Source organism: Paracoccus sp. Ld10 (assembly GCF_045064235.1).
Classification (GTDB): domain Bacteria; phylum Pseudomonadota; class Alphaproteobacteria; order Rhodobacterales; family Rhodobacteraceae; genus Paracoccus.
Genome location: NZ_JBISHD010000029.1, coordinates 1 through 13,857, shown reverse-complemented (window position 1 = coordinate 13,857; position 13,857 = coordinate 1). Strand labels below are relative to the sequence as shown.

Here is a 13,857-nt window from a genome sequence, read left to right as displayed (position 1 = left end):
TAACGGAGGGGCCGCCAGCGTCCGCACCGCAGACAGGACCGGCCTACGTTCCGCCAGGGTCGTCTTGATGATGAGGCAGCCGTCGATTCGGCGGATGCCTGTGTCGGCGACTCTGTTGATAATAGTCGCCCTGTTAGGCGACCACGGCGACATGCGGGACTAGATGCCGACTGTCGGGCTGTCGACCATGCTCGTTCCGGATGACATTGCGGTTTCCCCATACTGGAATGCTGAGATCAGCCTAGGCTCCAGACCCATTGATTTTACGCCCTTTGCGTGATTCAGGCCGCCGCAAGGAGACCTGATCGATGAGCAACTTGTTCTGGCTGACCGAAGCGCAGATGGCGCGCCTTCGCACGTTCTTTCCCAAGAGCCATGGCCGCCCACGCGTGGACGATCTGCGGGTTCTGAGCGGCATTATTTTCATCAACCGCAATGGCTTACGGTGGTGCGACGCACCGAGGGAATATGGACCGGCCAAGACGCTTTATAATCGCTGGAAGCGTTGGAGCGATAACGGGGTCTTTGCTCGGATCATGGTCGGCCTGGCCGCAAAGGACACCGATTCCAAGACGATCATGACCTGCGCGACGTATCTGAAGGCGCACCGCACGGCTTGTAGCCTGCGTGCGAAAAAGGGGGGCGCGGTCGCCAGATCGGTCGAACGAAAGGCGGCATGAACACCAAGCTGCACGCCGTCACCGATGCGAAAGGTCGGCCCATTCGCCTCTTCATGTCGGCAGGACAGGTCAGTGACTATACCGGCGCAGCGGCGCTTCTGGACAGCCTGCCGCAGGCCGACTGGTTTCTGGCAGACCGGGGCTATGACGCTGACTGGCTGCGAAAAGCGTTGCAGGACAGAGGGATAAAAGCCTGCATCCCCGGCAGGACGTCGCGCAAGAAGACCATAAAATACGACAAGCGCCGCTACAAAAGGCGCAATCGCATCGAGATCATGTTCGGTCGTCTGAAGGACTGGAGACGTGTCGCCACATGTTACGACAGGTGCCCAGAGACCTACCTCTCCGCAATCGCGTTGCCCGCAACCGTTCTGTTCTGGCTGTGATCAAGAGCGAGTCCTGAACCTAGGCTCCATGCCCATTGTTTTTGAGGGTATTGGTTGGTTCATTCGCTATGGAGAGACCTGAGCGATGGGCACTCCGTCCTGACTTGCCAAGGTGCCGATTGCCCATTTCCGTTCGTTCCTCCAAGGGCCAAGGGGATCTACGGCTACTGGGCGGCATCATCTTGATCAACCGCACGCGTTCCCGATGGTGCGACGACAAGGGCATGAACGACATCGGTTTGAGAGAATGCCCCGAAGAGGAATATTGGCCAGCCAAGACCCTTTATGGTCGCTGGCAGCGCCGGCGCGACGACGGGTTGTTTGCCCGGATCATGGTCGGCCTCGCCACCAAGAGCGCTGATCCAGAGGTCATCATGATCGATACCTCATATCTGATGGAGCATCGCACGGCTTGCAGCCTGAGCGCCAAAAAGCAGAAGCGGCCGCCAGATCGGTCGAACGAAAGTCGGCATGAGCCCAAAGCTGCGCGCCGATACTGATGCGAAACGTCGGCTCATTCGCCTTTTCATACAGGCGAGCTAGGCCAGTGATCTCACTGGGGCGGCGGCGCCTTCGGGCAACCTGCCGCAGTCCTATTGATCCTAGAGCATCAAGGCCACGATGCCGACCGGCAGCAATAAGCGTTGTACTACGAAAGGGGTGAACACCTTTATTCCCAGCAGGACGTTCCCTCAGATCCCTGAAAATACGATAAGCGCTGCTTCAGACGGCACAACAGGATGGGGAACATGTTCGGCCGCTAGGACGATGGGACACAGGTTGCAGCATGATGCGACAGGCGGCCGGTAAACTGCTCCTCCGCTATTGTTCTGGTTGGGGCCGTTCTGGCTTGGCCGTTATCAGGACCCTTGAGCAATTTTACGTTGCATCAATCTTTCCGACATTGGGGCTATGTCATTGAAAAAGGGCCGGGGTTGCCCCCGGCCCTTTTCTGTCAGTGCGCGACGGTACTACCCTGACCGTCATTGCCACGGTGGCTGGCGATACGCGCGGCCTCAGCAGCCTCTTCGGCGGCCTCGTCCCATTCGATGGGTTTGGGCTGGCGCACCAGCGCATGGCGCAGAACCTCACGGACGTTGCTGACCGGGATGATCGTCAAACCCTCTTTGACGTTGTCGGGGATCTCAACCAGATCCTTTTCATTGTCCTGCGGGATCAGCACCGTCTTGATGCCCCCGCGCAAAGCCGCCAGCAACTTCTCCTTGAGCCCGCCGATGGCCAGGACGTTGCCGCGCAACGTCACCTCGCCGGTCATGGCGATGTCCTTGCGGACCGGGATACCGGTCATGACGGACACGACCGACGTCACCATGGCGATGCCCGCGGACGGCCCGTCCTTGGGGGTCGCGCCTTCGGGGACGTGGACGTGGATGTCCCGTTTGTCGAATTCCGGGGGCCTCACCCCGATTTCGGGCGCAATTGACCGCACGAAGCTGGAGGCAGCGTCGATCGATTCCTTCATCACGTCGCCCAGCTTCCCAGTCGTCTTCATCCGACCCTTGCCCGGCAGACGCAGCGCCTCGATCTGCAACAGATCGCCGCCGACCGATGTCCAGGCCAGACCCGTCACGACGCCCACCTGGTCCTCTTTTTCGGCTAGGCCATAGCGGTGGCGACGCACGCCCAGGTATTCCTCAACCTTCTCCGGCGTCACGTCGACCGACTTGACCTTGCCCTTGAGAATCTCGGTCACGGCCTTGCGCGCCAGCTTGGCGATCTCGCGCTCCAGCGAACGCACGCCAGCCTCACGGGTATAATACCGGATCATGCGGGTCAGCGCCTCGTCCGAGACGCTGAACTCTCCCTTGCGCAACCCGTTCGCGGCAACCTGCTTGGACAGCAGGTGGCCCTTGGCGATCTCGCGCTTCTCATCCTCGGTATAACCCGACAGGCTGATGATCTCCATTCGGTCCAACAAAGGGCCCGGCATGTTATAGCTGTTGGCCGTGGTCACGAACATCACGTTCGACAGATCGTATTCCACCTCCAGATAGTGGTCGACGAAGGTCGAGTTCTGTTCCGGGTCCAGCACCTCCAGCATGGCGGATGCCGGATCGCCCCGGAAATCCTGGCCCATCTTGTCGATCTCATCCAGCAGGATCAGCGGGTTGGTGGTCTTGGCCTTTTTCAGCGCCTGAATGATCTTGCCCGGCATGGATCCGATATAGGTCCGACGGTGGCCGCGAATCTCGGATTCATCGCGCACGCCGCCCAGGCTGATCCGGATGAACTCGCGCCCCGTCGCCTTTGCGATCGACCGGCCAAGCGAGGTCTTGCCCACGCCCGGAGGGCCGACCAGCGTCAGGATCGGACCCTTCAGCTTTTGACTGCGGGCCTGCACCGCCAGATACTCGACGATCCGTTCCTTGACCTTGTCCAGTCCATAGTGGTCGCCATCCAGAATCGCCTCGGCACGACCCAGATCCTTGCGGGTGCGCGATTTCACACCCCACGGCAGCGACAGCAGCCAGTCAAGATAGTTGCGGCTGACGGTCGCTTCGGCAGACATCGGCGACATCGACTTCAGCTTTTTCAGCTCGCTGTCGGCCTTGTCGCGGGCCTCTTTGCTGAACTTGGTCGCGGCAATCTTCTGCTCTAGCTCGGCCAGCTCGTTCTGTCCGTCCTCGCCGTCGCCCAGTTCCTTCTGGATCGCCTTCATCTGCTCGTTCAGATAGTACTCGCGCTGCGTCTTCTCCATCTGGGTTTTGACGCGCGACTTGATCTTCTTCTCGACCTGCAGGACCGACATCTCTCCCTGCATGTGGCCATAAATCTTCTCCAGACGCGCCGCGACCTCCAGCGTGTCCAGCAGGTCCTGCTTGCGCTCCAGGTCGATCCCCATGTGGCCGGCGACCAGATCGGCCAGCTTGCCGGGCTCGGACGCCTCGGACACGGCGGTCACGACCTCTTCGGGGATGTTCTTGCGGACCTTGACGTAACGCTCGAACTCTTCGGTCACGGTGCGCACGAGGGCCTCGACGGTGTCCTCATCGCCCATGGTTTCGTCCAGAACGCGCGCTTCGGCCATGAAATGGTCGTCATGGGGCACGAAATCGGTGATCTCGACACGCTCGCGGCCTTCGACCAAAACCTTGACGGTACCGTCCGGCAGCTTGAGCAGCTGCAGCACGTTGGCCAGAACGCCCGCGCGGAAAATGCCCTCCTCGGTCGGCTCGTCGATGGCTGCGTCCTTCTGGGCAGCCAACAGGATCGGGCTGTCCGATTCCATCACGGCCTCCAGCGCGCGAACCGATTTCTCACGTCCGACGAAAAGGGGAACGATCATGTGCGGGAAGACGACGATATCCCGCAGGGGCAGCACCGGATAGGTCTGTGTGGTGAATTCCGTCATGGTATGTCCTTTCTGCCCGAAGCCGCGGTCCCGTCATGGCGACGCGCGACCTCTGCATGCGATCAATCTAGGGGTGTCGCCCCCCACGTTCAATATGACCGAAACAATGCCACCTATTTCATCAGCGCGGAATGACGATCTCTGCCCGCAAACCGCCCAGACGCGGCCCGCGGCCCAGCCGCAACTGTCCGCCATGCGCCCGCGCGACATCGGCGGCGATGGCAAGGCCCAGCCCGGCCCCCTGCGCGCTGTTGCGACGGCGTGACGGGTCCAGCCGGGTAAAGGGGCGCATGGCCGCGTCCAGACTGTCCTCGGGGATGCCCGGCCCGTCATCCTCGATCCCGATGCGCAGACTGCGCGGGCCAAGCGACGCATCCATCTCGGCGCGGGTGCCATAGCGGACCGCGTTGCCGATCAGGTTCTCCAGCGCGCGGCGCAGCATGTCGGGTCGGAACGTGGCCAGCCCCTGGGGGTCGCCCTCGAACTGGATCAGGCTGGCGTCCTGGCCCGCGCGCTGTGCATCAGCGACCAGAGCCTCCAGAAAGCCGGCGGCGGCAACCGGTTGGGCCGCGCTGTCCTGCGCGTCGTCGCGGGCATAGTCCAGAAACCCGTCCACCATGCGGTTCATCTCGGCGATGTCGGCCTCCATCGCGGTGATGTCGCCGGGTTCGGGGGGCATGTCGGGCCCGATCATCGACAGGCCCAACCGCATCCGCGTCAGCGGCGTGCGCAGGTCGTGGCTGATCCCCGACATCATCAACTTTCGCTGATCGTTCTGGCGTTCCAGCCTGTTGCGCATGTCCAGGAACGCGGTCCCCGCGCTGCGCAGTTCGACCGCGCCGGACGGACGATAGGGCACGATCCGCCCCTTGCCGTACTCCTCGGCCGCGTAGGCCAGCCGCCGGATCGGGCGCAGCTGATTGCGCAGAAAGATCATTGCGATCCCCGTCATCAGCAGGGACGTGAACACCATCAGCACCAGCAGCTGGTGGGGATTCGACGCACTGACCCTGCGCCGCTCGAAGATCAGCGCATAGGGGCCGTGCGGACCGTCCAAGGCCACGGCCACCCGGCGGTCGTCGCTGGCCAGATCGACCGAGATCACCTGCGGCAAAGCATCGCGCAGCACCTCGGTCACCACCCGGCCCGAGAAATCATAGAACAGCCGCTGGTCCTCGGTCGGGGCATCTGCGGGCAGCATCAGTTCCAGATCCAGCGGGCGGGCCACGGACACACCCGCGCGGCGTGCGGCATCAGGCGTGGCGGCCCCGTCGATCAGCCGCGCGACAAAGGTCAGTTCGTGCGACATGCTGATGGTCATCTGGCGTGTCACGCCCTCGAAATGGCGCTGCAGGAACATCACGCTGACCACCGTCGTGACGACAACCACGGGCAAAAACAGGATCAGCGCCGCCCGCGCATACAGCCCCGGCGGGACCAGCTTGCGCATCTGCTTGACGTCACTATCGTTCGGCATGGCGGCCTCCTGCGTTGCGCGCTAGGCTAGCCGCATGACCTCGTTTGCGAAAGAGCCGCTGCAGATCCTGGCCCCGAATCCGTCCCCCCTGACCGGGCCGGGCACGACCACCTTCCTGCTCGGCAATGCCCATGTCGCCGTCATCGACCCCGGCCCCGACGACCCCGCCCATATCGAGGCCGTGGCCCGCGCCGGGCGCGACCGCATCGGCCATATCCTGATCACCCACGCCCACCGCGACCACAGCGCGGGGGCCGCGCGCCTGTCCCGTCTGACAGGGGCGCCCATTCTGGCCTTTGGCGATGCGCTGGCCGGGCAATCACCGCTGATGGTCCGGTTGGCCCAGGACGGCCTGGCCGGCGGCGAGGGTCTGGACCACGACTTTGCCCCCGACCAACATCTGCGCGACGGACAGGTCATCGCCACGCCCGACTGGTCGCTGACCGCGCTACATACGCCCGGTCACGCAGCGGGGCATCTGTCGTTCCAATGGGGCGACCGGGTGTTTTGCGGCGATCTGGTAATGGGGTGGTCCTCGACACTGATCTCTCCGCCCGACGGGGATCTGGGCGATTATTTCCGCTCGCTGGAACGGTTGACCGCGCTGTCCCCGCGCGTCCTGCTGCCGACACACGGCCCTGCGATCACGACCCCGCAAGCGCGCATCGACGAACTGGCGCATCACCGTCGCCAGCGTACCGCCCAGATCCTGGCCGCGCTGCGTGCCACCCCCGATTCCGCCGCGGGGCTAGCCCGACGCATCTATGCGGTCCCCGAGCCGGTCCTGCCTATCGCGACACGCAATGTCCTGTCCCACCTGATCGCCCTCGCCCAGATCGGAGCCATTGATTTTACCGGCGTTTTGTCGATCGAGACGGTTTTTTCAATTCCATGACAAAAAACCCCATAACACCACTGGACGCCCCCAACCGACGTTGCTATATCCGCCCCGTGTTCCGGCGTAGCTCAGCGGTAGAGCAGTTGACTGTTAATCAATTGGTCGTAGGTTCGATCCCTACCGCCGGAGCCAAATCCTTCTGAATCAATGCTTTGAAGGCTATTTGGTATGTTATGGACCCCGCGTCCATCGCATGACACCACGCCCGGCCCGCTGACCCTTCACCGAAGGGCCAAATAGTGGCTATTGCGAATTATGTCATCCGACGCGGCACGTTTTATGCGTGGCGGCGCGTCTGGCGCGGACAGGCCGTCCAGATCCCCTTTGCGACGACCGACCCCGCCACAGCGCGCCGACTCGCTGCCACTGCGACTGCTGCCGCTTCTGTCGGGTGGAGTCTTCTTGACGCGGGGCGAACCACCCTTCACGATGTGAAGCGAGAGATTCTGAACGCGGTGGCGCGTGAGCGGCTGGCCTTGGACTATGAAGCCGCCGGTGGAGATCCCGAACATTCACGACCCGGAGGACGCGCCTTCTTTTTCTTTTTCGATCCCCCCACCGATTGCCCGGACGACGAACCGGAGCCGCCCAAGAAGCCCCTCAAACATCAGGCGGCGTCCGATGATATGCGCGCCGGTGATGGCCCTGAACCGCCACCACGTCCCCCTGTTTCAACGCCCTCTGCGCCTGTGCCGGAGAGTCATGCACCGTTAGCCCCCTTACCGCCCCAAACAGCCGCGCCACAGCGCGCAAAGCCGTTTTCGGGCCCCTCCCCATTGGTTCAGGATGTAGTTGCCCGGCTGTCCCGCGTTCACAAACGCACCGGCCGCGCGTCGGACAAGTCCATTGAGCAATGCGCCGGAATTGCGTCCCTGTTCATTGAGATCACCGGGGTAGGTGACGCACGGACCATCCGGCAAGCCCATATCGCCGGGTTTGTCGATACGCTGGACCGCTTGCCGCCAACCTATCGACGATCCGAGGCCGAGCGGACAAAGCCTATTGCCGCCATAATCGCCGAGGCTGAGGCCGCAGGCCTCAAAACCGGACTTTCTGCCGCGACCATCAACCGCAACCTGATTCAGATCGGCAAGATTCTGAAAGCGGCACAATCCGAGGGGATTCGAATTGACCCAAGCGTGAATCCGTCCCTGTTGCGGCGTTTTGAGAAGAAGAACGTCAAGGACGACCGCGACCCCTTCACACCGGATGACGTGAAGCGACTTTTCGCGGCCCCGGTGTGGACGGGAGCCAAAAGCGTGAAACGACGCCGCCAACCAGGGAACGTGATAGTCAAGGACTGGCTTTTCTGGGTTCCCCTTATCGCCGCCTATACCGGGACACGCCGTGAAGAAATTTGCGGTTTAGAGACGGCAGACATAGCCGAAGAGGACGGAATCCCGGTCTTTCTGATACGTCCAAATACCCGGCGCGGGCTGAAAAACGCCCAATCCGAGCGGCGGATTCCGATCCATTCGCATCTCATTGATCTGGGTTTTCTGGATTATGTTGGGGAACAGCATGCGCGCAATTGCGGCCACCTGTTTCACGACCTTAACCGGAAAAGCCCAAAATCCCAGATTGGCGATTCGACGGCTTATTTGTGGCGGAACATTCAGAGCGACCAGATCGGGCCGCAGATGAAAAAGTCATTCCATTCCTTTCGGCACTATGCTGTGCAGGGGCTGCGGGCGGAATCCAACGTTGAAAAGCATGTCAGGGCTGAACTTTTTGGCCATCTTGTCGGTGATGTCGAAGATGACCGCTATGGCGGACGGGCACCTATTGCGACGCTGCGCGCCGCTGTCGAGGCATTGCCCCGCGTATTTTAAGGATTCCTTTTATTCTTCCAGCCCCACAAGGGCTGGCCCGGTCAGCCGAGGCTGACCGGCGAGCGCGCGTGAAACGCGCGGGCCTTCGGCGTGGCCAAAGTGTTGGGCACTCCGAAGGCGGGCCGAAACTTCCTTCGCCGCTTGCTTGTGCTCTGTTATAGTTCACTGATTTCTTGAGAGAATGCGCCAAAGGCGCTGGGGGTCCGGGGGTGTCCCCCGGCATTATCAATAAGGTCTCATCGCACCGCAAACGACGAAGGAAGTTTCGGTAAGAGGAGAATGAGAGGGACCTATTGAGTTAATGAACAATTTCAATATCTTAGAGATCTGCATGTGTTCATAGCTGTGAACACTCCAAGTGTTCTTCAGGTGAACACCCGAAGTGTTCTTCAGATGAACACTCGGAATATATGATATTTATCAAATTGTGGAAATATATTTATCACAGTTGAAAAATATATTGACAGGTAGCCTGTCTTGAGATTTAAGCGCTAACCCTTTGAAGGGAGGAGGGTAGATTATGAAAGAATCTGATATTTTAAAAGAGGAAGCCGAGCCGGTTGAAAAAAAGAACCGTGATTTTGTCCAGGTTTATCCTGCCGGATGGGATCTTTTGCTAAGTTTGCCGTCAAGAAGTCCGCATGTCGCACGGCTTTATGCCTTTTTTTCAAAGCATATCGCACCGCTTGGTGGGGCTGTATGTGTATCTTATGAAACGATTGCAGAAGCCTTGGATATATCAAAAATGACGGCGCGCCGTTCTGCTGAATATCTGGTCGATAATGGCATTGTTGTTCGCTTTAAGATGGGCACCGGAGCATTCATCTACGCATTAAATCCTGATGAGGTCTGGAAAAGTGCGGATAAGTATAAAAAATTTGCGGCATTCCATACACAGGCAATCGTCTCGCGCCGAGACACAGACGCGCTTGAAGCGCAAGTGCGAATGCTTCGGTCAAAAACTGATGCAGGAGAAAAATCAGGTAAAAATAAACAACAAAAGAAAGGATCTATTGAGAAAAATCAGGGGGAATTCCATAATTGAACTGATAAAAATTCTATCACAAGTGAACACACGGTGTGTTCACATCAAAACTATAAAGGACAAATGATTATGACTGACAATGACGCACTCGCCAAACTGAAAAATGCAGTTCGACAGGAAATCAAAAACGAAAACACGAAAGAAGCGGACAAGGCGCGATATGAAGCCGCGAATGATACGCTTCTGGAGGCGGTCGACTGCGGCGGCGGGTTTGCTGATGCTCTCGCGAATTTCCTCAACCGCGTAGAGGAAAACCCTGTAATTGATCTCATCAGGAAAGCAGACCCAGAAAATCGGGCCGCACTTCTGGAAGTGCTGGGTTCGTTCCCACGCTTCGGAATTGCGCCTAAAATCGAGGCCCGGTTTCCAAGAGGTCCGCATTTCGTCTAAGAATGACTGACCGATTATTTGTGGCTGGCGGCGTCTTCACGCGTTGAAGATTGCGCCAGCGTTCGAGGATGTTCCCCGGCCCGTCATCACACCACGAAAGCCTCACCGAGATCATCAGGCTTGGTAGCTGGTGTAAAGTCCTTATCCTCATTGATGACCTGCACCAGCACCTCGCCCTCCTTCCGTGCTTTGTCCGTAAGATTTGGACTCTTCAGCCAACCGGACACCAACCCGAACGCTTTTTCAAACTTCGTGCGTAGTCTGTGAGCCTCTGCCCATATCCCCTTGGCCTCGTCCCGTTCTCTCTGCGCATGAGCAAGAAGCCTTGCGGCCTCACTGCGCGCGTCTGTGGCTTTTGCCTCGTCATCAATACGCTGGCACCTTGCCGCCTCTGCCGCTGCCTCCTCACGCCTGCGAGCCTCTGCGGCGTCCGTCGCCGCATTCAGCGCTGCGGCCAAGTCGGGTAGGCCGGGCCGGATGGCATCTGGGTTCGCCGCCTTGACCTTGCCTGCATCTGTTCTGCGCAAAGTGCCTGCCGCCATTTCGGCGGTAAGTGCCTCCGTCGCAGTCAACAGCGCACCTGCCTTCTGCGATACCCTGCGCGCGTCCTCATCGGCCTTTATAGCCCGTTCCTGCGCCTCCGTAGCATCGGACCTTGCAATGGCCGCAAGCCGGTGTTCCTCCGCAGTAGCGGCCTGTGCGGAAACCGTCGCGGCTTCAAGTTCCGCAACTCTGTCAGCAAGTCGCTTCTCATAGGTTTGCAGACGCTTGGCTTCTTTTTCTGAAAGTCCCACTTTCATCATCAATTTATCAACCCGGCCTTGCATCTCATCGACACGGACCTGCGCTGCCCCTTCTATCGCGTCCAGTTCCGCGATTTCTGTGCGCTTCATTTCCAGTTCGCGGGGAAGATCCCTATGAAGTTGCCGAACCGACCGATTGAGGGTTTCACGAAAATTAGCCCCGGCCGCAATCCTGTCGCCATATCGGTTGCCGCGCTCAATGCCTGGGCAGTGCCGGGTCATAATTTCCGCCGTGAGATCTTGAAGGCTGGACATTACTGCCGGCCCTGTCGCCTGAGAAAGCGGCACCCCATCCAGATTATAGGCCGCTGTCTGGAAATGAGCGTGGATGGTTGTTTCATCCAGATGAACGACAAGCCCATGAAGCGTGGTGTTCAACCTCTCTGCTATCGATTCAGCAAGATCGAGAAAAGCCGCATCTTGGACCTCTGGAGACAGCGCGCTGAACAGTTCTGCCGCCTCCGTGCCGAAGGTGATGATACCACAGGCCACAACTGACGCGTCCTTTTTCATCTTACGGCTTGTTTCGCGATTGGACCTGCGCCCCTCACAGATGGCCCTCATCGCACTGGGCGGCTCTGGCTCCATCAATATCCGGTTGAGGTATTTTCGGGATTCGTCGATATAGTCTGGCTGTTTCCCAATGCGCTTGTCATGCTTGCGCTGACCAGCCAAAGAGCGGACATTTTTCAGTTGAATTCGAGTTGAAGCGGCTTTTGGATTGCCGTTGGGAGATTTATTGTTTTGGGTTGGCTGCGCCATATCATAACCTACTATCCATAACTCACCCCGCAAGGGGGTTGCGTTATGGATATCCGGCGAAGGGGAGAAAAATCCTAACGGCTTTTTATCCCCTTTCGAAACCCCTACGCCTCCCGCTGGATCAATCGGCTTTCAGCCTCTTTGAAAATCCCGACGGTAATCGTGTGCCACTGTTTTTGAGCTTTCCAACACTTTCGAAAACTGCTTTGGAGGCGGCCGCCTCTTCAGCGTTTGGGTCTCCTTCTTGGAACACCCAACGTCTAATCAGTCCGCCATGAGCCGGACCTTGACCCACTGATGAACAGTGCGGCGGCATTACGGATTGGCGTCAGGATCTGCAGGTTCGCAGTCATAACCTTTGCTTGGCAATTCGGAACTTATTGCTCCCGCCTTTGACGCATCGGATCAATACCGTCGATCCAATCCGATTGGGGTATCTCTTCTGCAGAGCCAACAATATACTTAACCAAACGTCCGCTGGATGTTTCAACACGTTCCCCAACAATTCGAATGGTGCCGGTCCGCTGAATCGCATATTGCTCCATGCTGGAAATTAGCGCTGTCGTGGTTCCGTAGCGATAGGTTTTGCGAAGTCCGAAGGGGACGGTTGCCTGTAATTCTTGACTGTAAATTCGTCCATTTTCCGTCAGAATATTAAATGATGTGACATTGCTATTTATTGTGTCGTATTTTCCAACTGGTTTAGCTTTCAGGTTATCCTTCGTTGATTGATCGAGCTTGACGATTTCAGCGCTGCCACGATGAAGCGTGATTTCGTCCGCAGTTCGTCCAATCACGGAATGCGCTCGTGTTAGCGGAGGTTCGATCCTTTTAATTACTTCTTTTAAATCGTCATTCTTTAATTTTTTCAGGTATTTATCAGCACCATCGACAAAATCTTCGCCAATTCCCATCGCCTGCTTGAACACGTATCCGATCAAGCCGTTAATGTAGGGTGTGACAGTATTCATAGCGTAGCTGCCAACGACAACAGTCAAGAACGGGTTTTCCTGCACCAGTATGTTGAGGTCATAGAATAGGCTTCCTTGCTTTGGCGGAGAAATAAATATCTTTGCAGACTTCGATAGATCCCTGGAGTAGCGAAGACGCCCCGTGATCCCGTAATTTAAAGTGAGAGCCAGAGCCCATGAAAAGCCTTCGATACTCTGTCCGGCAGGATGTGCTTCGAGCATATGCCGGTCTGCGTCTCGACCATCAAACTTTAGCTTATAATTTATCCAAACCGGAACAGGTTGATTCAATGTGCTACCCCTGCATTATTAGAAAATAATGGCTTTTTGCAGAAGAGTGCACAAGTCACAAACATTCCAATAGGTTGAAATTCTTGAGAACGCAAAGAGGCCTGTTGCTGAGAGTTGGCCGTGCTGCTACATCATGTCCATGTTGTTTACGGTCAGTTGTCCGCGCGTCAGTCGTAGAGACTTGATTTTAGGTTCGATTCTTGCGGATTGGGTGTGACCCCTACCGCCGGAGCCAAAGATTACAAGGGCTTAGCCGTTCGCGGCTAAGCCCTGTTTTCGTTTAGGGGTATAACGGGGGCACATTTATTCTGTCTTATATGAATGCCGCTAGCCATGCTATTCGACGGAAACAACGTAGGAGCGCACGGTCATCATTGATGGACTTTGGCAGTGACTCGGCATTGTTGCAGAACTCTCCCTGGCGAGGATTCCCGCGGGGGCTGCTGTAGGTTCAGCGCCCTGGCATGACGAAGCCCGAGCCTGCCCGCTCCCGCACGACGAACTGCAAGTCCTGCAATGACGCCCTCAAGCAGCGCGGCTCGCTGCTGAGCTGGCTGGACAAGGACATGGCGTGGGTGGCGATCAGGGAGGGCCGACCGCCCGTGTTCTTCGACGCTGCGGTCCAGTTCTGCTTGATGGTGAAGGTCCTCTTCAGCCTGCCGCTTCGGCAAATCGAGCCATGAGGACGGTTGCCCATCGCGGCGCCATCGGTTCAAGCCCGATGGGCGACGGTCCGAGTGACCATGGCGAGATGGCATGGTGACCAGCATCGGCGATGGCAGGGCGCGACTGGCCGGTGCCGGACTTCTCCACCTTGAGCCACAGGCAGAAGACCCTTGCTGTGCAGATCACCCACCGTCGCAAAGCGGGGTCGCTGAACCTGCTGGTCGACAGCACGGGGATCAGGTTCCCGGGCACCCGATGAACGAGAGTGGCTGGCGCGCAAGCA

At 58.3% G+C, this 13,857-nt stretch carries 10 protein-coding genes, 1 tRNA gene and 1 pseudogene; 8 read left to right on the top strand and 4 right to left on the bottom strand.

Annotated elements, in window-relative coordinates; translation table 11 throughout:
- The first annotated feature begins 308 nt into the window (after window positions 1-308).
- Window positions 309-1,066 (top strand): IS5 family transposase gene (locus ACJJVR_RS11675; RefSeq protein WP_405404749.1). Its coding sequence is split into 2 segments (ribosomal slippage): window positions 309-627 and window positions 627-1,066, totalling 759 coding nucleotides; the frame shifts between segments, so codons are not numbered across the junction.
- Window positions 1,067-1,290: 224 nt separating this feature from the next.
- Complete coding sequence (locus ACJJVR_RS11670) at window positions 1,291-1,566, top strand: hypothetical protein (protein ID WP_405404746.1); 276 nt, start codon at window positions 1,291-1,293, stop codon at window positions 1,564-1,566.
- A gap of 455 nt (window positions 1,567-2,021) precedes the next feature.
- Here the strand turns inward: ACJJVR_RS11670 and lon are convergent, their stop codons facing one another.
- Entirely contained in the window at window positions 2,022-4,439 is a 2,418-nt protein-coding gene (gene lon / locus ACJJVR_RS11665; protein ID WP_405404744.1) for an endopeptidase La, read from the bottom strand.
- 121 nt (window positions 4,440-4,560) lie between these two features.
- On the bottom strand, window positions 4,561-5,916 hold the full coding sequence (locus ACJJVR_RS11660; protein ID WP_405404742.1) for an ATP-binding protein: 1,356 nt from the start codon (window positions 5,914-5,916) through the stop codon (window positions 4,561-4,563).
- Window positions 5,917-5,950: 34 nt separating this feature from the next.
- Here ACJJVR_RS11660 and ACJJVR_RS11655 point away from each other — a divergent pair, with 34 nt between their 5' ends.
- The 5 genes from ACJJVR_RS11655 (at window position 5,951) to ACJJVR_RS11635 (ending at window position 10,081) form a co-directional block, all read left to right on the top strand.
- Window positions 5,951-6,811 (top strand): MBL fold metallo-hydrolase, encoded by an 861-nt coding sequence (locus tag ACJJVR_RS11655; RefSeq protein WP_405404741.1) that lies wholly within the window; start codon window positions 5,951-5,953, stop codon window positions 6,809-6,811.
- Between the two features lie 60 nt (window positions 6,812-6,871).
- Window positions 6,872-6,946, top strand: a tRNA-Asn gene (locus tag ACJJVR_RS11650).
- 107 nt (window positions 6,947-7,053) lie between these two features.
- Window positions 7,054-8,646 carry a site-specific integrase gene (locus ACJJVR_RS11645; RefSeq protein WP_405404740.1) on the top strand — a complete coding sequence of 531 codons (1,593 nt, stop codon included), beginning with the start codon at window positions 7,054-7,056 and terminating at the stop codon, window positions 8,644-8,646.
- Between the two features lie 520 nt (window positions 8,647-9,166).
- Window positions 9,167-9,691, top strand: coding sequence for a hypothetical protein (locus ACJJVR_RS11640; protein ID WP_405404738.1), 525 nt, complete (start codon window positions 9,167-9,169; stop codon window positions 9,689-9,691).
- A 69-nt stretch (window positions 9,692-9,760) separates the two neighbouring features.
- Complete coding sequence (locus ACJJVR_RS11635) at window positions 9,761-10,081, top strand: hypothetical protein (protein WP_405404736.1); 321 nt, start codon at window positions 9,761-9,763, stop codon at window positions 10,079-10,081.
- Between the two features lie 86 nt (window positions 10,082-10,167).
- Here ACJJVR_RS11635 and ACJJVR_RS11630 read toward each other — a convergent pair whose 3' ends face one another.
- Both ACJJVR_RS11630 and ACJJVR_RS11625 read right to left on the bottom strand, forming a co-directional pair.
- Window positions 10,168-11,646 (bottom strand): plasmid recombination protein, encoded by a 1,479-nt coding sequence (locus ACJJVR_RS11630; RefSeq protein ID WP_405404735.1) that lies wholly within the window; start codon window positions 11,644-11,646, stop codon window positions 10,168-10,170.
- Between the two features lie 377 nt (window positions 11,647-12,023).
- Complete coding sequence (locus ACJJVR_RS11625; protein ID WP_405404733.1) at window positions 12,024-12,839, bottom strand: hypothetical protein; 816 nt, start codon at window positions 12,837-12,839, stop codon at window positions 12,024-12,026.
- Between the two features lie 533 nt (window positions 12,840-13,372).
- Between ACJJVR_RS11625 and ACJJVR_RS11620 the strand changes: the two are divergent.
- Window positions 13,373-13,824: pseudogene (locus tag ACJJVR_RS11620) on the top strand (transposase); the annotation flags it as partial.
- Window positions 13,825-13,857 lie beyond the last annotated feature (33 nt).

Bases quoted from the DNA above. Each gene is read 5' to 3' on its own strand.
- ACJJVR_RS11670 (WP_405404746.1), top strand. From the start codon at position 1,291: ATGAACGACATCGGTTTGAGAGAATGCCCCGAAGAGGAATATTGGCCA.
- lon (WP_405404744.1), bottom strand. From the start codon at position 4,439: ATGACGGAATTCACCACACAGACCTATCCGGTGCTGCCCCTGCGGGAT.
- ACJJVR_RS11660 (WP_405404742.1), bottom strand. From the start codon at position 5,916: ATGCCGAACGATAGTGACGTCAAGCAGATGCGCAAGCTGGTCCCGCCG.
- ACJJVR_RS11655 (WP_405404741.1), top strand. From the start codon at position 5,951: ATGACCTCGTTTGCGAAAGAGCCGCTGCAGATCCTGGCCCCGAATCCG.
- ACJJVR_RS11640 (WP_405404738.1), top strand. From the start codon at position 9,167: ATGAAAGAATCTGATATTTTAAAAGAGGAAGCCGAGCCGGTTGAAAAA.
- ACJJVR_RS11635 (WP_405404736.1), top strand. From the start codon at position 9,761: ATGACTGACAATGACGCACTCGCCAAACTGAAAAATGCAGTTCGACAG.
- ACJJVR_RS11630 (WP_405404735.1), bottom strand. From the start codon at position 11,646: ATGGCGCAGCCAACCCAAAACAATAAATCTCCCAACGGCAATCCAAAA.
- ACJJVR_RS11625 (WP_405404733.1), bottom strand. From the start codon at position 12,839: ATGCTCGAAGCACATCCTGCCGGACAGAGTATCGAAGGCTTTTCATGG.